This is a genomic window from Acetobacter sp. P1H12_c (assembly GCF_018811975.1).
Taxonomy (GTDB): domain Bacteria; phylum Pseudomonadota; class Alphaproteobacteria; order Acetobacterales; family Acetobacteraceae; genus Acetobacter; species Acetobacter persici.
The window spans coordinates 22189-39820 of the sequence record NZ_JACRVR010000016.1 but is presented as its reverse complement, the minus strand read 5'-3'; the positions used below and the strand labels follow the sequence as shown (position 1 = coordinate 39820).

Annotated in this window: 21 protein-coding genes; 13 read left to right on the top strand and 8 right to left on the bottom strand. The window is 56.1% G+C overall.

All coding sequences use genetic code 11. The features are described 5' to 3' along the window. Positions 1–112: 112 nt before the first annotated feature. Complete coding sequence (locus tag KP699_RS09740; RefSeq protein ID WP_086642095.1) at positions 113–757, bottom strand: S24 family peptidase; 645 nt, start codon at positions 755–757, stop codon at positions 113–115. Between the two features lie 183 nt (positions 758–940). Between KP699_RS09740 and KP699_RS09735 the strand changes: the two genes are divergently transcribed. The 8 genes from KP699_RS09735 to KP699_RS16750 all read left to right on the top strand — a co-directional run bounded on the left by KP699_RS09735 (position 941) and on the right by KP699_RS16750 (position 5301). Continuing rightward, positions 941–1180, top strand: a complete 240-nt coding sequence (locus KP699_RS09735; protein WP_048837078.1) for a hypothetical protein — start codon at positions 941–943, stop codon at positions 1178–1180. Between the two features lie 26 nt (positions 1181–1206). Then, positions 1207–1344, top strand: a complete 138-nt coding sequence (locus tag KP699_RS09730; RefSeq protein ID WP_156102453.1) for a hypothetical protein — start codon at positions 1207–1209, stop codon at positions 1342–1344. Further along, a complete protein-coding gene (locus KP699_RS09725; protein ID WP_020943931.1) occupies positions 1337–1624 on the top strand; it encodes a hypothetical protein in 288 nt (95 codons plus the stop codon). Before KP699_RS09730 ends, KP699_RS09725 begins: the two co-directional genes overlap by 8 nt. 87 nt (positions 1625–1711) lie before the next feature. Further along, complete coding sequence (locus tag KP699_RS09720) at positions 1712–2203, top strand: hypothetical protein (RefSeq protein ID WP_215762452.1); 492 nt, start codon at positions 1712–1714, stop codon at positions 2201–2203. Positions 2204–2395: 192 nt separating this feature from the next. Then, positions 2396–3052 carry a bifunctional 2-polyprenyl-6-hydroxyphenol methylase/3-demethylubiquinol 3-O-methyltransferase UbiG gene (locus KP699_RS09715; RefSeq protein ID WP_215762451.1) on the top strand — a complete coding sequence of 219 codons (657 nt, stop codon included), beginning with the start codon at positions 2396–2398 and terminating at the stop codon, positions 3050–3052. A 310-nt stretch (positions 3053–3362) separates the two neighbouring features. Further along, the gene (locus KP699_RS09710) at positions 3363–4073 is read left to right on the top strand and encodes a TetR/AcrR family transcriptional regulator (RefSeq protein WP_211566915.1); all 711 of its coding nucleotides are present in this window, start codon (positions 3363–3365) and stop codon (positions 4071–4073) included. Further along, a complete protein-coding gene (locus KP699_RS09705) occupies positions 4070–4975 on the top strand; it encodes an SDR family oxidoreductase (protein WP_215762450.1) in 906 nt (301 codons plus the stop codon). Before KP699_RS09710 ends, KP699_RS09705 begins: the two co-directional genes overlap by 4 nt. Further along, positions 4972–5301: a ferredoxin family protein gene (locus tag KP699_RS16750; protein WP_207855217.1), complete on the top strand. Its 330-nt coding sequence runs from the start codon at positions 4972–4974 to the stop codon at positions 5299–5301. The genes KP699_RS09705 and KP699_RS16750 overlap by 4 nt, the downstream gene beginning before the upstream one ends. Before the next feature lie 310 nt (positions 5302–5611). Here KP699_RS16750 and KP699_RS09695 read toward each other — a convergent pair whose 3' ends face one another. Further along, a complete protein-coding gene (locus KP699_RS09695; protein ID WP_215762449.1) occupies positions 5612–6268 on the bottom strand; it encodes a TetR/AcrR family transcriptional regulator in 657 nt (218 codons plus the stop codon). Positions 6269–6376: 108 nt separating this feature from the next. Here KP699_RS09695 and KP699_RS09690 point away from each other — a divergent pair, with 108 nt between their 5' ends. Both KP699_RS09690 and KP699_RS09685 read left to right on the top strand, forming a co-directional pair. Next, complete coding sequence (locus tag KP699_RS09690) at positions 6377–6943, top strand: hydrolase (RefSeq protein WP_215762448.1); 567 nt, start codon at positions 6377–6379, stop codon at positions 6941–6943. Between the two features lie 48 nt (positions 6944–6991). Continuing rightward, positions 6992–8395, top strand: a complete 1404-nt coding sequence (locus tag KP699_RS09685) for a DHA2 family efflux MFS transporter permease subunit (RefSeq protein ID WP_215762447.1) — start codon at positions 6992–6994, stop codon at positions 8393–8395. A gap of 200 nt (positions 8396–8595) precedes the next feature. On the opposite strand, the gene KP699_RS09680 is transcribed toward KP699_RS09685, so the two are convergent. After that, the gene (locus KP699_RS09680; RefSeq protein ID WP_062454540.1) at positions 8596–8997 is read right to left on the bottom strand and encodes a nuclear transport factor 2 family protein; all 402 of its coding nucleotides are present in this window, start codon (positions 8995–8997) and stop codon (positions 8596–8598) included. 115 nt (positions 8998–9112) lie between these two features. On the opposite strand from KP699_RS09680, the gene KP699_RS09675 reads away from it, so the two are divergent. After that, positions 9113–9676: a TetR/AcrR family transcriptional regulator gene (locus KP699_RS09675; RefSeq protein WP_063905715.1), complete on the top strand. Its 564-nt coding sequence runs from the start codon at positions 9113–9115 to the stop codon at positions 9674–9676. 166 nt (positions 9677–9842) lie between these two features. On the opposite strand, the gene KP699_RS09670 is transcribed toward KP699_RS09675, so the two are convergent. Then, positions 9843–10502 carry a TetR/AcrR family transcriptional regulator gene (locus KP699_RS09670; protein WP_063354547.1) on the bottom strand — a complete coding sequence of 220 codons (660 nt, stop codon included), beginning with the start codon at positions 10500–10502 and terminating at the stop codon, positions 9843–9845. A gap of 108 nt (positions 10503–10610) precedes the next feature. Here KP699_RS09670 and KP699_RS09665 point away from each other — a divergent pair, with 108 nt between their 5' ends. Both KP699_RS09665 and KP699_RS09660 read left to right on the top strand, forming a co-directional pair. After that, positions 10611–11177: a hydrolase gene (locus KP699_RS09665; RefSeq protein ID WP_048837086.1), complete on the top strand. Its 567-nt coding sequence runs from the start codon at positions 10611–10613 to the stop codon at positions 11175–11177. A 48-nt stretch (positions 11178–11225) separates the two neighbouring features. Continuing rightward, the gene (locus KP699_RS09660; RefSeq protein ID WP_215762446.1) at positions 11226–12650 is read left to right on the top strand and encodes a DHA2 family efflux MFS transporter permease subunit; all 1425 of its coding nucleotides are present in this window, start codon (positions 11226–11228) and stop codon (positions 12648–12650) included. 135 nt (positions 12651–12785) lie between these two features. On the opposite strand, the gene KP699_RS09655 is transcribed toward KP699_RS09660, so the two are convergent. The 4 genes from KP699_RS09655 to KP699_RS09640 all read right to left on the bottom strand — a co-directional run bounded on the left by KP699_RS09655 (position 12786) and on the right by KP699_RS09640 (position 17573). Continuing rightward, on the bottom strand, positions 12786–13676 hold the full coding sequence (locus KP699_RS09655) for a 3'-5' exonuclease (protein WP_061487402.1): 891 nt from the start codon (positions 13674–13676) through the stop codon (positions 12786–12788). An 893-nt stretch (positions 13677–14569) separates the two neighbouring features. After that, positions 14570–14944, bottom strand: a complete 375-nt coding sequence (locus KP699_RS09650; RefSeq protein ID WP_052944628.1) for an AlpA family transcriptional regulator — start codon at positions 14942–14944, stop codon at positions 14570–14572. A gap of 181 nt (positions 14945–15125) precedes the next feature. Beyond that, positions 15126–16274, bottom strand: coding sequence for a site-specific integrase (locus KP699_RS09645; protein WP_252346923.1), 1149 nt, complete (start codon positions 16272–16274; stop codon positions 15126–15128). A 339-nt stretch (positions 16275–16613) separates the two neighbouring features. Then, the gene (locus KP699_RS09640) at positions 16614–17573 is read right to left on the bottom strand and encodes an IS110 family transposase (RefSeq protein ID WP_215762444.1); all 960 of its coding nucleotides are present in this window, start codon (positions 17571–17573) and stop codon (positions 16614–16616) included. Between the last annotated feature and the right edge of the window lie 59 nt (positions 17574–17632).

The following is a 17632-nucleotide window of genomic DNA, read 5'->3' as shown; positions in this document are numbered from 1 at the left end:
CGGTATTTCTCAGGAACAAATACTGCGAAGAAACTCACACAACAAGCGAAAAAATAACTATAATCTACGAAAAATCATTTGTAGCGCATTGCGGCGCCTTTTTCAGGGCTGCTTAACGCTTGGGAACGCCTCCAGTCCAGAGTACTTCCCCGACAATCTTCAGATCGGATGCTTCGTCCTGTGTCAGATCCTGAGGGGGATAGCGGTCATTGTCAGCGATGACGCGTAGACCGCCTCCCAGTCGACGTTCAAGCCGCCGGATCAGGATGCTGTCGTCCACAGCGAGGGCGAACAGGCCGCTACCGTGAATCTGCTGATCGGCGGTATCGAGGATCACGAGATCGTTCTCGGCTAGCGTGGGGAGCATGGCATCGCCAATAACGCTCACGAGCCGTAAGGATGTGCCATCCTGCCGAAAGGTTCTGGCAAGCCAGCTTTTGCTGATACGCAGCCCGTCTTCACGGTTGTCCAGCCAGGGGATGACGGCCTGATGGCCGCCCCTGGCGGGTGTTTCCTCCTGTGTCTGGGGAGGGGGTGGTTCTTCTCCGACGCCGTAGGCCAGCCAGTCGAGAGACACACCGCAGGTTCGTGCGAGAGAGGCGATGGAAGAGAACTTCATTTCTCCGCCATTCATATAGTCGCGCAGGGTTGTGTAGGGCACGCCGGCGGCTTTGGCTGCGCGTGTAATACCGATGGCCTGAGCCGCCTGACGGAGCCGCTCTCCCCGTTCACGCATGAGGGTCAGTTGATCATCCATGAGCGGGCGCTTTCGGTTGCGTCGGGACATTAAACCTCCAGAAGAACAGGGAGGCTTGAAATATGCAGAAAACCGCTTGTATGTATAGTCGGAACATCGTATGTATTGAGAAAGGTTAATGTGCGAGGCGTCGTGGTTTGCAAGCTGAACTTCGCATGAAACCCTCGTCTTGTCGAAGGGATTATGATGTCTGCGTCTTATGAAAATACCTCGGATCCTCGTCTCGAAGAGTTACATGCCGGCCTGCACGACGTGTTCAGGCTGGTGGAACTGGAGCACGGATTGCTCAGAAGCCGGCTGGATGATCTGCGTGGCGATAGTGATGGAGCCCGTCTGCTGGAAGGGCTGATCGTTCTGGGCGCTGTCCTGCAGCAGCGGCTCTCGCATCTGCTGGGCCTGTGTCGTGATATCGGGCGGCTTTAAGTGAATAAACAGGACGGGAGGCGTAGATGCTGACACTGCTAGGCGGGCTCGTTGTGATTGCGGTCATCGGGCTGGGTGCGGTCTTTCTGGCAACGGACATCATGATACCAGTGGGGATCATGCTGATTGTCGCCGGTCTTGTGCATGAGGTGTTTCATGGGTGAGCACGATGCATCTGGCGCGCAGTCTTCCAGTCGGCTGGAGCAGCGTCGGGCCGAGTATGAAGCCGAATTCGGGGAAATTGAAGCCAAGCACAGAGAAGAATACCGGATCGCACAGCATGGCAGTGTGATGGGGCAGGTTCTGTGTGGTGTTGCGATTGGACTTTGGTGGCACCCCTTCATTGCCTTTGCTGCAGGGATCGGCCTGTGGGGGAGCGTTAAAGAAGTGCGCAAGAAATGCGACGCTGATGCTCACAGGCGTCAGCTCTACGGTGTGGAGTGACGAGAGGGCAGGGACCTCTCATCCAGCCGACCAATGAGACGCTATTTCTAAAATACGATTACAGGAAAATAGAAAATGACAAGAAAAATGATAACTCTGTCTCTCATGCTCTGTGCGGCCAGTGGTCTGGTGTCGACAGCGCAGGCACAGGATGCGGGAACGGCGTTTCACGAGTTAAAAAGCTATCCGGGCAGTGACCTGCCTGTTGCAACAGCAAAAGATGATGCCGTATTGCGGCATGTTCCTGATCTGGAAAAAACCGCACACGGATATAAAAATGTCTGTGGGAACCGGAACAGGATCGGCGTTCTACATCTTGATCTTGGTGGTGTTCTGCAGGGTGCGACCGTGACCTATGATCCAGATTCATGTTGGGGGCAGACAGGGGGTGAACTCACTGTTCTCGATCGTGACAATCGGGTTGTCTGGCACAATGGTGCTGTCGATATAACCGTTCTGTCGACCACACAGGATGGCGTGCATGATCTGTCTTTTGGGCAACCGGGCAGCACACAGCCTGTCTGGAGATGGGATGGTCCGACACATCAGTATAAATTCCTGAGAACATTCCACGGCTAAACGGTTTTCCAGTAGGAAAGCTGTGCTGTGAGGACATCCAGTCTCTCGTTGCGACCGATGTCCTCACAATAATCTCCAGTTGAAAAAATGGATTTCTCCCCGATGCCTGATGTCTCGGTGCGTCCTGCTGTGACGTGTCCAGTGTGTCACGCTGTGTGTCACCCACAGCTTGAGAAGAATGGTTACAGGATTGTGCGCTGTTCAAACTGCGCGTTCCTGTTTGTTGATCCCATGCCGACTGAGGCGGTTATCGCCGCCTATTATGCGACGACCTACCGGGGCGCGTGTGCGGWTTTCTATCCCAAGGATCGCTCCCGCCGGTGGCGCGCATTCTGGCGGAGTCTGTGGTTTATTCCATATGTGTATCATCGTGACATAGTGGATCTGGGGTGTGGCGGTGGACACATGCTGTCGGCTCTGTGTCGTTTTGCGCGAAGTGGCACGGGGGTTGATCTGAGCGAGAACAGCATTGCCTTTGCACGGCGCAGTTTTCCAGAGCAGAGGTTTTTTGCCGAGGATATTGAAGCCTTTGCAAAACGGGAGCTGCGCTTTGATTTTGTGTTTTCGTCAGAATTGCTGGAGCATCTGAGAAGTCCTGTGATGTTCATGGAAACCCTTCGGGCCATCACACGGCCAAACGCGGTTGTCTATCTCTCTGCACCGGATGCGGGCCACCGGGCTACACCGCAGAATCTGGCGGCATGGCCCGATATCTGTCCGCCGGAGCATCTGCAATGGTTTAATGAAACCAATCTGACCATGCTCTTTAAGCAGTACGGCTTTATACCTCTGCGACGGCACAAAACAACGCAGCCTGCGCATTCCGTTTTTTTCAGGCGTGTTGGATGAGCGAGGGGCTTTTGCTCCTCAGCTTCATGGTGTGAGTGATTTCGACATCCACTCAAAGTCCTGACAGATTTCTGACTCCTTTGGTAAGGAGAAGCACTACGTTATCTTCCTTCTGGATCGTACTGTGCTGCCAGCATCTGTCTGCCAGGCACTATGTGTCGGCTGGCGTCGAATAGAGCCACCATATTCTTGGGAATGGCTGCAATGGGGGGAAAGCCGACGGTCCGCTCCTGGTCATATACAGCGAGGTGTCATAAGGCGCTTGCATGTAAGTGAATACTCACTTATGATTTCTCTGTAAGGAGAAACCATGCCCTCACGCCCTTCCAGACTTTCCGCGACGGATCGCAGGCAGGCGATCCTGTCAGCAGCAGCCCCCGTTTTCGCCCGGCTTGGTCGGGAGGGGGCGACCACAAAAGAGATCGCGAGAGCGGCGGGTGTCTCCGAGGCCCTTCTTTACCGGCACTTTGCCAGTAAGGAGGAGCTTTACGCGGAACTTGAATCTCATTGCGTAGAAGCCAACGCCGTCGGTAGCCGTCTTCTTGCCGAAGCAGCGCCTTCGACGGCAACACTGGTCAAAGGTGTTGCCCTGCTCGTGCAGGCGGTCTTTCCGGGCATCGGGGATACGCAGTCTCACGATGATACCAAACGGCTTGTCACGGCCAGTCTGCTGGGCGACGGACAGTTCGCAAAGGCTTTCCTCGATCGGCATGTGAAGCCCTGGATCGGCGTTTTCGAACGATCTTTCCGGGTTGCGCAGGACGCTGGCGATATGGAGGACGGTGTTCAGACCGGCAGTGCCGAAATCTGGTTCGTCCATCATCTGGCGAACACGCTGCATCTGATTAGCCTGCCCGACATCACGGTCGTCGAATATGGCGTGACACGCGACAAGCTGGTCGAAAACACGGTCCGTTTCCTGCTGCGCGGGATCGGCCTCAGCAACACCGCCATAAACCGGCATTACGACCCTGAGAAACTCAGAACAACTTTTGCATCCATGGATCAGGACACACCATGAAACCGATCAGAAAAATAGCTGTCATTGGTGCGACAGGCCGACTTGGCGCACCGGTTACAACCGAACTATCCAGACATTTCGAAGTTCGTGCCATCGTTCGCTCGCCAGATAAGGCACGCCGGATGCTTCCGGATACTGTCGAGATCGTTCAGGCCGATCTGCGGGATGTTCCAAGCCTACACGCAGCGCTCAACGGGGTAGACGCGCTCTACATCAATCTCGCGACCGAAACGGCAGACCCGAATCTTCTCTTTTATGAAGAGCGCGAAGGTGTGCAAAACCTGATGACGGCCATACAGGGGCTGGATATCCGGTATATTGCCAAGATCGGTGCTCTTGGTGCTTATCCACCGGCGCTCACAAACATCAAACAGAATGTCGTGCCCAATATTATCCGTATGGAAGGGCACAGGAGCATTGCGGACACCGGTATCCGGCATACCTTCTTCGCGCCGACCCATTTCATGGAGTTGCTGCCTTTCATGATCAGCGGACGTGCGATTCAGTGGATTGGGAATACGCGCGTCAAAATCTGGTGGATCAGTGCCGCGGATTACGCACGATGGGTGGTCGAGGCGTTTCAGAATCCTCAGGTAATGCCAGAACATTGCCCGGTACAGGGACCGGAAGCGATCTCCGTCAGACAGGCGCTGAAGCGTTTTGTAAAAAACTACGATCCCTCTCTCAAAATTCGCGTGGCGCCACTCTGGGTTATGCGGATGATTGGCCTTTTCAACCCGAAAATGAAGTTCGTGGCGCATCTGTTCGCCTATTTCGGAGATCACGAAGATCCGTTTTACGCCGGGGAGACGTGGGAAAAACTGGGGAGGCCGACGACTACGCTTGAGATGTTCGCGCGGGAACTTCGCCAAAATCGGAATTTGCAGCAGAGCGTCAAATGAACGGTATCGAAACGACCGGAAACGGGGAAAAAGCAATGAGCACACCTAAATGCCTGGAAGAGAGTCGAACAAGGCTGGTCGTCCCGATTGTGGATTTCAATCGCTGTGAGGGAAAAGACGCCTGTGTCGCCGTGTGTCCTTACAATGTTTTCGAAGTACGAAAGATCGACAATTCGGACTATCGGAAGCTCTCATTCGTTGGAAAGATCAAAAGCCATGTTCATGGCGGAATGGTCGCGTATACGCCTCATGCCGATCAGTGCCGTGCCTGCGGTCTCTGTGTAAAGGCCTGTCCCGAGCGCGCCATCAAACTCGTGAAAGTCTGATGCGAAGAGAAAGATCGGCTGGCTCATAAAACCGTGCTCGGCAGGCATAGTCAGCATGATGCACGCTCGTAGCGTGGAGTGACTTTATCGCCGTAAACAGTGTCTGGTTACGGGCAGACTTTCAAGGTCAATGAATGTCTTAAAAGAGGCGACTGCCGCCTACCTGCTAAGCAATTGGCCATTGCCGGGCACGAGATTTTCGCGTCAAAACTGTGTTAGTTCTCCCCGGCTTTCTCGCATCCATTTAGCATCCTCACTTGAGGTGCGATGAAATTGGTGTTTGAAACCCTGGCTGCACCAGTCTGCGAAATTATGGCTCTGCGTCCGTTATACCGTCTGGAGTACGCCGAAACGGCTGTAGTCGGTCCGTTAGATAGAGACGGTGCATCTGTCGCAATTCGTCAGGCGCGCCAGATGTCGTGGGGGCGTCCTTCGCCAGCATGCTGCGCAGCACTTTCATAATGTTTAGAACGACGGCCGCGATGTCTTTCGCCAACGCCTCATCTAGGCCTGGCGCACAGACACGAAGTGCCGCCGCAATCCCGGCTATCGCATGTCCGCGCGCACGTTCGCGGATCTCCATCTTGTCAGTCCGTGCTTCCATCAGCGCGGACAGGGATTTCACACGAGGATGAAGCGTGACAAGCAATTCGATCAGGACGTCCGCCAGAGCGTCCGGGGATAGTGTGGCGGCACGTTTGGCGAGTGCGGCATATTCGTCTTCCAGAACAGCGATGTGCCGTTGCACCAGAGCGTCCGCCACCGCCTCCTTGTTTGGAAAGAAACGATAGAGCGAGCCGACTTTTGCCCCGGCGCTCGCGGCGATCTCCGCCATGGTCGTAGCTTCGTACCCTCGTTCCGCCATGAGGTCGGACGCGGCCTCCAGTAATTCCTCGACGCGCTGACGCCCAGCCGCGCGCATCGGCTGAAGAGACGTCCGTTTACCTCTTGACGAATTTGAGTCCATCCTCAAATAATACCCCTGCTTGAGTGCTTACTCAACTTACTAACGTTTCCGCGTGTTTCGGACAACGGTTCGGGATGACGGTTAAACGTCAACAGGGAAGGTCTTGCCATGATTTCACTCTCAGCCAGCAGGACGGCCCTCGTCCTGATCGATCTCCAGAAGGGCATCACGGGGCTTCCCCTGGCTCCCACACCGGGTACTGCGATTGTTGAGCGATCGAAAGCACTCGCAGCCCGCTTCCGGAGCGCCGGGGCTCCGGTCATTTTGGTTAATGTAGCGTTCGCGCCTGATTTTGCCGATGCCGTGCATGCGACTGTCGATCGCTCCTTTTCACCGCCTGGCGGCTTCGCACCAGACTGGGCTGAACTGGTCGACGGGCTTGCCGAACCGACCGATCTGTGTGTCACGAAGCGGCAATGGGGTGCCTTCTACGGCACGGATCTCGATCTTCAGTTAAGACGACGCGGTATCTCGACCATTGTACTGGGCGGAATCGCGACCAATCTGGGCGTGGAATCTACCGCCAGGGCGGCTCATGAGCATGGATATAACGTCGTGCTCGCCACGGATGTCATGTCCACATTCACCGAAGAGATGCAGCGCTTTGCCTGCGAGGAGATTTTCCCCCGCCTTGGCCGCGTGACGACAAGCGACGCAATCGCACTGGACGCGTAAGCGCATGGTGGATGTCTGCGCGTCTCACGGTTCCCGGCGAGATCGTTCATGAACACCAGAACATCGTTGCCATCCCAGGGTTCGGATCAACTGCCTCCGGGCACCTGGAAAATCGTGAGCGTCGCGGCGGTCGGATCTTTCATGGCGCAACTGGACGCCACGATCGTCAATGTGTCGCTCCCCGATCTTGTCGCGACCCTGCACGCTCCGTTTTCACACATTCAATGGGTGGTCAGCGGTTATCTGCTGGCACTCGCCCTGACGTTGCCGCTGAATGGATGGCTCGTAAGTCGCCTCGGGGGGCGGGCAGTCTATTTATGGTGCTTCGGTGCCTTCACGCTGACATCAGGCCTGTGCGCGCTGGCGTGGTCTGCGCCGTCCCTGATCGTACTCCGTCTGTTGCAAGGTATGGCGGGCGGTCTGCTTGCCCCTATGGCGCAGATGACGGTGGCGCGTGTCGCGGGCCGACAGATGCCGAGGGTCGCGAGCGTAATGACGGCACCTGTTCTGCTCGCTCCGCTTCTTGGACCCGTCGTCGCCGGTGCCATTCTCTCCATCGCGTCCTGGCGATGGATCTTTCTTCTCAATGTGCCGGTCGGGCTTGCGGCTTTTGCCCTTGCCGTTCTGTTTCTCCCTGACGATCGGCATGACGAGCGCCCCCGTCCACTTGACCTGACAGGGCTAGGATTTCTCGCTCCCGCTCTCGTCTCGTTTCTTTACGGCATGGATCATGTCGCCCGGCTTTATGGACAGGCGACCTTAAGCGCGTCCCTCGTACTGTTCGTCCTGTATGTCCGATCCGCGCGACGCAAGGGCGATGACGCGCTGATCGACCTGCGCCTGCTGCGTGCGCCTGCCTTTTCGGTGTCGGCGATCATCATGTTTCTGACGAACGGGGTGTCGTTCGCTGGTCAGGTGCTTCTACCCGTATGGCTGATTCACGCCTGCGGTGTCTCGCCCGAGCGGACGGGCCTGTTCATGGCACCCCTGGGTGTGGGGATGATGTGCGTCTATCCGCTCATTGGCCGTCTGAGTGACCGGTTTGACGCGCGCGATCTGACCGGTTGCGGGGCTCTTTTGTCCTTTGTTGGCACACTGATTTTAGCGTTGCTCGCCTATAACGGTCTGAACGTCGTCCTGCTCGCCTTAGCATTGTTGCTGCGTGGCGGAGGTGGGGGCGCTGTCGGTATTCCGGCGATGAGCGTGGGATATGCTTCGATCGCACGCCCAGATATTCCGATGGCAACGACTGCGCTGAACATCATGCAAAGGATTGGGGGACCGACATTGATCACAGCGTGCGCCACATTCCTCGGGTGGCGGCTTGCGACAATCGCTCCATCCCATGTCGCATCGGAGGCTTATGCCGAAACATTTGGATTGCTTGCGTTATTCCATGGCGCTCTGTTGCTTACCACGCGTTTCATCAAGTCTTCAGAGAGGAAACGTTAGTTCGGATCGAACTGAACCCGTCGTGCATGGATACTCGCCTGAGAAAATAAAAATGACCCAGGCAAGATTGGGCAGCGTCATCCGCTTTAAGATCAGTTGTTTGTATTTCGGATTGTCCGAGATGTAGGCGAGAGCAGCCCCATTCAAGCCGTCCGTTCCGACAGTTAGTCTTCTGGGGACGCCATGCCAGCTTGTGTCATTCAGTCTGAGACAATCGCTGCAAGCTGAAGTGGGTTCATATAGTCGCGTATCCGAGTGACCTTCGCGTCACGCCTTTCGATGAACCAGACGTAGGACAAGCTCTTTGTGCTATCGTCGACAACGCGTTCATGATGGCCCGTTGCCTCAACAATCAGTTCGTTGCCAGCGCTACGGACGCGAATGTCGCTCAGCGCACCGAACCGGATTATAGATGGCAGATGGGCCATATAGGCCGCAATGGCGTCCCGTCCGATCAGCTTACGCGGGGCGCCCTCGGGCGCGAACGGAAATTCATGGCATGCGTCGGCTGCGTAGATCGCCATCCAGCCCGCGATATCACCTGCGCGAAGTGCGTCTAGTGCATTTTCGAGCCAGTCTGGCAGTTCGGATGTTGGTGACATGGTGCTTCCTTGATATGATTTCCGGACCATGAGTCCAGATTTACATTATATATCGGACCACAAGTCCGAAAATCAAGTAGTTCGTCGCGGACGGCCGCCAACCGCCACGACCCGCATGCTTGAGGCCGCCGATATCCTCTTTGCACAGGCTGATGGGCCTGAACGTGTGACCATGGATGCCATTGCGGCGGCATGCAGTGTCGGGAAGGGAACACTGTTCCGCGCGTTCGGTAGTCGCGCGGGATTGCTCGACGCTCTCTGGGCCACAAAGATCGAAGCTCTACGGGCAAGCGTGGAGAGTGGTGCGGCTCCTTTCCGGCAAGATACCTTACCGCAACAGCGTCTTGCAGCGTTTCTTGACCTGATCTTGACGTTCAAGCTCGACAACCGCCACCTGATCCGGGCGCTCGAATTCGGTCCGGGCATTCTGCAATCGCCGCATTATCGCTGGATGCTTGGGGTGACCGCGAGGTTCATCGAGGAAGGGACGGGCTCGCCGCCGGAGGGTGCGGCCCTTTATAACGCCCACGCTCTTCTGGCAGCCCTGCATATCGACCTAATTGAGGACATGCTCGCAAACGGACTGTCGCTGGACACGATCAGGGAAGCCCAGACCAAGCGCGCCTACATGGCAATGGGCATTACAGAATCTGACTACAAAACACTCGTACGCACTTGATCGATCATGTCTGCTTTCCAAAAACTTAAACGCCCCTGTTTATGACCGAAATGAGGCGGAAGCCGCCGCTGCGCATCTCGCACTTCGCAAGTGCGGCCGATCTCTCGCGTCGTCAGTCGAAGGACGCATCACACCGGGAGAGTGTGGCTTCGTCTCCGGTTCGCATTTAGCGTGTCTTTCCATCCGTTGCGCTGTCTGAACCGCGCCGGAACGGCGCCAGCCTGTCGGAAAGATAAAGTCGGTTCATCCGCCGCAACTCATCGGGCGCGCCCGACGTCGTGGGCGCGTCGTTCGCGAGCATGCCGCGCAAGACTTTCATGGTGTTCAGAACGACCGCCGCGATGTCTTTCGCCAGCGCCTCATCCAGTCCCGGCGCACACACGCGCAGAGCCGCCGCAATTCCGGCCACGGCATGACCTCGCGCGCGGTCGCGGATCTCCATCTTGTCAGTCCGCGCCTCCATCAGGGCGGACAGCGATTTCACACGCGGATGAAGCGTGACAAGCAGTTCGATCAGGATATCCGCCAACGCTTCCGGCGAAAGCGTGGCCGCACGTTTGGCAAGTGCTGCGTATTCGTCTTCCAGAATGGCGATATGCCGCTGCACCAGAGCGTCCGCCACAGCCTCCTTGTTCGGAAAGAAGCGATAGAGCGAGCCGATCTTCGCCCCGGCGCGCGCGGCGATCTCCGCCATGGTCGTCGCCTCGTAACCGCGTTCCGCCATCAGGTCGGACGCAGCCGCGAGCAGTTCCTCGACGCGCTGGCGTCCGGCCGAGCGTAGCGGCTGAAGAGGTGTCCGTTTTGCTCTTGACGTATTTGAGTCCATCCTCAAATAATGCTCCTGTTTGAGTATATGCTCAACTTCTAACGGTTCCGTGCGGTCTGGACAACGCTTCGGGACGGTCGCGCGAACGTCAACAGGGAAGCTCACGCCATGATTTCACTTCCGCCCACCCGGACGGCCCTCGTCCTGATCGATCTCCAGAAGGGAATCACGGGACTGCCTTTGGCCCCGATACCGGGGGCCACGATCGTCGAACGATCGAAAGAACTCGCGGCGCGTTTCCGGGCCGCCGGTGCTCCCGTCATTCTGGTGAATGTCGCGTTCGCGCCCGATTTCGCGGACGCGGTGCATGCGGTCGTCGATCGCTCCTTTTCGCCGCCCGGAGGCTTTGCTCCCGACTGGACCGAACTGGTTGACGGGCTCGCCGGACCGAATGATCTGCGTATCACGAAACGGCAATGGGGTGCCTTCTACGGCACGGATCTTGACCTCCAACTGCGGCGACGCGGGATCACGACCATCGTGGTCGGTGGAATCGCCACCAATCTGGGTGTGGAATCTACCGCCAGAGCGGCGCATGAGCACGGATATAACGTCGTGCTCGTCGAGGATATCATGTCCACATTCACCGAAGAGATGCAGCGCTTTGCCTGCGAAGAGATTTTTCCCCGTCTTGGCCGGGTGACGACGAGCGACGCGATCGCGCTGGATGCGTAAACGCATGGCTCATGTCTGCGCGTCTCACGGTTTCCCGCGAGATCATTCATGAACGCCAGAACGTCGTTGCCAGCCTTAGACCCGGATCAACTGCCTCCGGGCACCTGGAAAATCGTGAGCGTCGCGGCGGTCGGATCTTTCATGGCGCAACTGGACGCCACGATCGTCAATGTGTCGCTACCAGATCTCGTCGCGACCCTGCACGCTCCGTTTTCACACATTCAATGGGTGGTCAGCGGCTATCTGCTGGCGCTCGCCCTGACGTTGCCACTGAATGGATGGCTCGTAAGCCGCCTCGGGGGGCGAGCGGTCTATTTATGGTGCTTCGGTGCCTTCACGCTGACATCAGGCCTGTGCGCACTAGCGTGGTCTGCGCCGTCCCTGATCGTATTCCGGCTGCTGCAAGGCATGGCGGGCGGACTGCTCGCCCCTATGGCGCAGATGACAGTAGCTCGTGTGGCGGGCCGACAGATGCCGAGGGTCGCGAGCGCGATGACGGCACCTGTTCTGCTCGCGCCGCTTCTTGGACCCGTCGTCGCCGGTGCCATTCTCTCCGTCGCGTCCTGGCGATGGATTTTTCTTCTCAATGTGCCGGTCGGGCTTGCGGCTTTTGCCCTTGCCGTTCTGTTTCTCCCTGACGATCGACATGACGAGCGTTTCCGTCCACTTGACCTGACAGGGCTAGGATTTCTCGCGCCCGCTCTCGTCTCGTTTCTTTACGGCATGGATCATGTCGCCCGGCCTTATGGACAGGCGACCTTAGGCGCGTCCCTCGTGCTGTTCGTCCTGTATGTCCGATCCGCGCGACGCAAGGGTGATGACGCGCTGATCGACCTGCGCCTGCTGCGTGCGCCTGCCTTTTCGGTGTCGGCGATCATCATGTTTCTGACGAACGGGGTATCGTTCGCTGGTCAGATGCTTCTACCCATATGGCTGATCCACGCCTGCGGTGTCTCGCCCGAGCGGACGGGCCTGTTCATGGCACCCCTGGGTCTGGGGATGATGTGCGTCTATCCGCTCATTGGGCGTCTGAGTGACCGGTTTGACGCGCGCGATCTGACCGGTTGCGGGGCTCTTATCTCGTTGGTCGGAACAGTGATTTTGGTGGTGCTTGCCTATAGCGGTCTGAACGTTGCCCTGCTGAGCGTCGCCCTGCTTCTGCGCGGTGGTGGCGGAGGAGCCGTGGGCATTCCGGCGATGAGCGCGGGATATGCTTCGATCGCACGCCCAGATATTCCGATGGCAACGACTGCGCTGAACATCATGCAAAGGATCGGGGGGCCGACGTTGACCACGGTGTGCGCCACATTCCTTGGATGGCGGCTCGCGACAACCGGTCCGTCTCATATCCCATCAGAGGCTTTTGCGGAAGCATTTGGAGTGCTCGCGTTATTTCATGGCGTTCTGCTGCTCACGACGCGCTTCATCAACCACCCAGAAAATAGCCGCGAACCTCGACAACCTTCGACGTGACTGTACTTTGAGCGGTCACCAAAAAAAACAAATTCAGGCAAGCTCTGCTGAATTTTTCTGCTTTGAGGGCGATTGCCGTCAGTCTGCTGTTGTCATGCCGAAGAGTAAGGGAGGATGAGAATGGAAAGGTGTGTTTCAGGCGCGGTGTGAGAAACGATCCCATGCGGTAATTTCACGGGTGAGTAGAGCGACCTCACGAAGATAGATTTCCGTTTTCAGGAAATGCAGTTCGTCTTCTTTTTGGGCTTGTGGCACTTCCGTAAACCACGCTTTGGGGCGACCATCGGTGCCGTCATTCCAGCGGTAGCCACGGGCCTTGAGTTTCTCTTTGAGATCAAAAGGCGCATTTTCTGCCCAGATCTGCCAGCGGGGTTGCCGCGCTTCCTGAAGCAGGGCGGAGAGGGCTGGGGTCTGTGTTTTAGGCAGACGTGTGGTGAGCAGGGTAACACCAGCCAGACAATCATCGGTGGCCCGGTGTCCATCAAAAAACCATCCGGCCTGCATGACGAGATAGCCAAGGCTGCGCCCTTCAAAGCCTTCTGCCTGCCAGGGCACATCTTCCATGGAGCAGGCCCAGGGCACTGTGGAAAACCCCTCCCAGAAGCGTTCGGCAAACAGCCTGTCAAATCTGGCATTATGGGCAACGATGAGGGCTGCCTGTGTCGCGAACTGGGCGACCTCTTCAGGGGCTATGGTTTTACCTGCAACCATCTCCTGTGTGATGCCGGTGAGGGCGGTTATTTCGGGAGGGATGGGGTGGGAAGGCTCTCTCAGACGATTGAAGGCTGGTAAGGTGCCGAGAATGCGGCCATCCAGCGTATAGACAAACGGCACCATCCCGAATTCGATGATTTCATGACAGGCCGGGTCGAGGCCGGTCGTTTCCAGATCCAGAAAAAGGCCTATACGGGTGTGATCACGTGGCCCCTGCGTCTCAAGCGGAAGGGGTGCGATACGACGTAAGACCCGGTAAGCGCCCGTGGCTTCCAAGGTGCGTGCTTGGGCTTCCAAAGGCGCGTGTTTCACAGAAGTTCTCCCTTACAGTCTGGTATGATAGACAGGAGACAGTCCGTTACAGGCTATGGCAGCATTAGAAGGGAAAAGTCTCATGCGAAAAGCCAGTTTTATCCTCGCGACAGCTCTTGGTCTTTTAGGGCCTGTTGGTTGTTTTGCCCAGTCATCGGGGGACTGGTTGCCACAATCAGGTGTGAAATCTCCCTATAGTCCTTTAGCGGTTCCCACGATGTTGAAACCGCTCCCGATGTCTTTGACCGAGTTATTGAACAAGGGCTTCAAGGTCATCAGCACGACGGACTATTCGGGGCAAGGGGTTCTTTTAACAATAGAAGGGCGTAAGCAGACGGTGTTGTGTGTGTTAACTGCACCTAATCCCCAGACAGATCAGAATGTGCCGACGTCACGCTGTTGGGCCTTGAATTAAGCGACCGATTTCCTGTCATACATTGATTGGAAAGAGGTGTTCGGTTGAGCGAAGGTGAATCTTTCTTTGGGTTGTGTCCTGGCGGTTATGGGTGGCTTCACGGCCTAACAGGTCATGAAGCCAAAGCTCTCGAATGTGACTTTCCTGATTTCTGAGCGTTGTTGAAACCAGATGGCGAAAGGAATGAAGGGTGACCTGCGTTGGCTTGTTCAGGTGCCGTTTATGTTGGGAAAAGGTCAGGTCAAAATTGGCTCCCGTACCCCGAAATTGGAGATAGGCACTTCAATGAAGAAAGAGAGGCCGGTGTTTCTGAATTCCGTAGAGACGTAAGCGGAAGTTATCTTCAGTGTACATTTTGGTGATCGTCAGAATATCTGATGCATCTGTATTGTACCCAGAGAGCGAACAGAACCTTCCGGATATGACAGGCTTGTTTTCTCGCGGGCAAAAGCGAGGAGTGCTGTTTTTTTAATGGTTCTCAGTTTGTCATGAAACCTGTTGCAAGACCAAGAAAACCATAGGCCCAAAGAAGATAGGTCATGAACAGTGCCATCATGACTGCGGTCCAATGCGCCATCTGTTTCTGACTGCGTTGTTCGGTCTTGCGGGGACGGCCAGGTCGACGTTTGACCGTGACGGGTTCTGGCGTAGCGGGTTGATAGCCAGTTGTCCGCTGATCGATAAACGCATCCAGAGCGGCGATTGGAAAAGCCCTGTCCCGTTTGCCATAGGTTACGGAAGCTGGACCACGTCCCTCGCTGACCAGATTCCGTAATCGGCCATGGCTAATGCCCAGATAGGTTGCGGCATCGCGATAGCGCAAAACTTTAGGCGTGACGGGTGACTGGGCCAAGGATGCAGGACTCCCCAAAAGACACAAGATTCCAGATTGTTTTTTGGGGGGAGAAGAACGGTGTTGAACCGTGAAAACCTGATAGCACAGGACGAGAGATCAGAGAAAGAAAATTCTTTCTCTGATCTTTCATTTCATTTTCTGGCGAAGTGAGGGGGATCTGACTGGAGATGAAGAGACCTCAGTCCTTCAGCAGTTTCTCTTCTGACAGCATACCCAATACACGTTCAGCCTCTTCAATCTGACGACTGATGTCTTCAGGAACGGGCTGATAATAGCGATCCAGTGATTTCAGGTCGCGATGACCGGTCACGCGTTTGAGGTCGAGCGGATTGGGCAGCAATTTTGCTAACCGGCTGGTTGCTTCATGTCTCAGGTCGTGAAAGGTCAGATCTTTCAGTCCGGCCTCTCGTACCATACGGCCATATCGAACACTGAACGCCGCTTCAGACCCGACATCAAAGAGGCGCTGTGTTGGCTTGGGCTGATACGGAAGCGTTGCAAGCTTCTCGATCAGGAGGCGACGTGCCCCCGGCGTGAGGGGGGGTATCTCTGGCCCGTGCTCTTCCTGATGGCGATGCGTCTTGGTCTTTCCGCTTTCGCCGCCCAGCTTCAGGGTGCGACGCTGAAGGTCAATGTCGCCCCAGCGAAGCTGGAGGGCTTCGCCCCGGCGTGTGCCTTGCTCAATCGACCATCGCACAAGCCAGACATCATCCGGGTGAGGGGAGGCGCTGACGGCTTCAATCAGGCGTTCAAATTCTCCAGGAAGGGAAGAGTCCCGATTTTCCTTGAGGCGTCGGTTACGCTTTTTGTCAGCCCCCTCGGGTCGTTTTACAACGCGGCCAGACGCATGATTGACGATGGCGATATCCCATTCCGAGATGGCATGCTGGATAATAGAGGCCAAAAGATTAAGGCGTTTCACCACAGTCGCGGCTGCATATCCGGCCGCGGTCATACGTTCACGGAAGCCACGGACGTCTGCGGCTGAGAATTTCGATAATCGTACCGAAGACAGTACGGTGTCGCGCAGAATGGCCGGGATATGCCCGATCCTGTCAGCTTTCCGATCGGCCATGCACTCATCGCGATACCGTTCAACAAGTGTGCCAATCGTCATCTTGTCGAGAGGGCGTGTATCTGTGAACTGGCCAAGCTCTGCTTTGGCGGCTGTTTCATTGAGCCAGCGTCGGGCCTGTGCCGCAGTGGAGAAAGTCTGCTGCACCCGGCGGCCATCGACCACCTTACGGGTCATGTATTGCCTGGGGCCACGATAGCTTACGCCGCGCGGTAAAGCCTTGCCTGTGGCGGGATCTGTACGCCCGCTCATGACATCACCTGCCGGCGTGTTGATATCTTCCACCATGAGAAGATACTACGACGTTCCTCGCGATGGTGCAAAAATGGTGCAAAAACTAATATTTTTTGGAAGAGTTTCGCCAAAAAAGCCAATGAAAACAATGGCGTCCCGTACGGGATTCGAACCCGTGTTGCCGCCGTGAAAGGGCGATAAGTAGTAGCTAAATAGCTGGGTTGTTCTGATTAACTTGTTGATAACAGGTTATTTAATATCACTGACTGTCACTGGATACAACTAGATATCACATCATGGTGGGCCCAACATGGGCCCAAATGGTTGCCGCCCTTTTAGGTTATCTAGCAACTGTGTTTAAGCGGCGGAGCTAATGCGCCATGGCAGGCCTGTTTTGAGTACGGCGTTGGCGATTGTGATGAGACGCCGTGCGATAGCGACGATCACCAGTTTATGTGGCTTACCCCGCTCCTTCATACGCCTGGCAACAGCCTTCAGAACTGGATTATGGCAGGCAGCTGCCAGTCCTGCCTGAAACAGGACGTGGCGGAGAGATCTTCTCCCCCCTGAAATGACACGTTTCCCATGCATCGCGCCACTATCATGAGCCATTGGTGCAAGTCCGGCCATGGCAGCGGCTTCGGTCGCTGTCATGCGGCCGAGTTCTGGCATTTCTGCGAGAAGCATGGCGACTGATACCGGGCCGATACCAGGGATGGAACGAAGAAGTTCTGCTTTGGCTGAGAGTTCTTTGCCCTGTGCAATGACTTCTTCAATCCGTTGTTCGAGCTCGCTGATCTGGGTTTCAATAAATGCTTTGAGAGTGCTGTCCATATCCTCCAGTTCAGCGCTGACACCCTGCTTGCGGCGCGCCGAAATCTGGGCGGAAAGCCGTTTACGTGCATCCACCATCTGAGCTCTGCGAACCGTCAATGCGCGGAGACGCTGGAGTTTTTCATCGGGCAGTGCTCGCCCTGCTTCTGGACGAAAAGCCATGAAGCGTGCAATCAGTTCCGCATCGATCTGGTCGGTCTTCGCTCTTTTTCCCATGGATAATGCGAAAGCTTTGATCTGTGCAGGTGGCAACTGGACCGCATTTATTCCCATACTTATGAGAATACGCCAGAGCGCCCATTCCTGTCCTCCTGTGGCTTCAAACCCAACCTTGAGATCGTCTGGCATACCCTGAAGGATTTCCAGTAACCTGGCATAACCATCAGGTGAATTCTGAAAACGGAATCTCTGTTTCTCGGGCAGGCAGAAGCCATCAAGCCAGTCTCGGGACACATCTATTCCAATAATGGTTTGCGCAACCATATCACTCTCTCTTTCTTATGTTCGCGGTCCCGGAACCGGGCCGCCGTCAACTGTTCGAG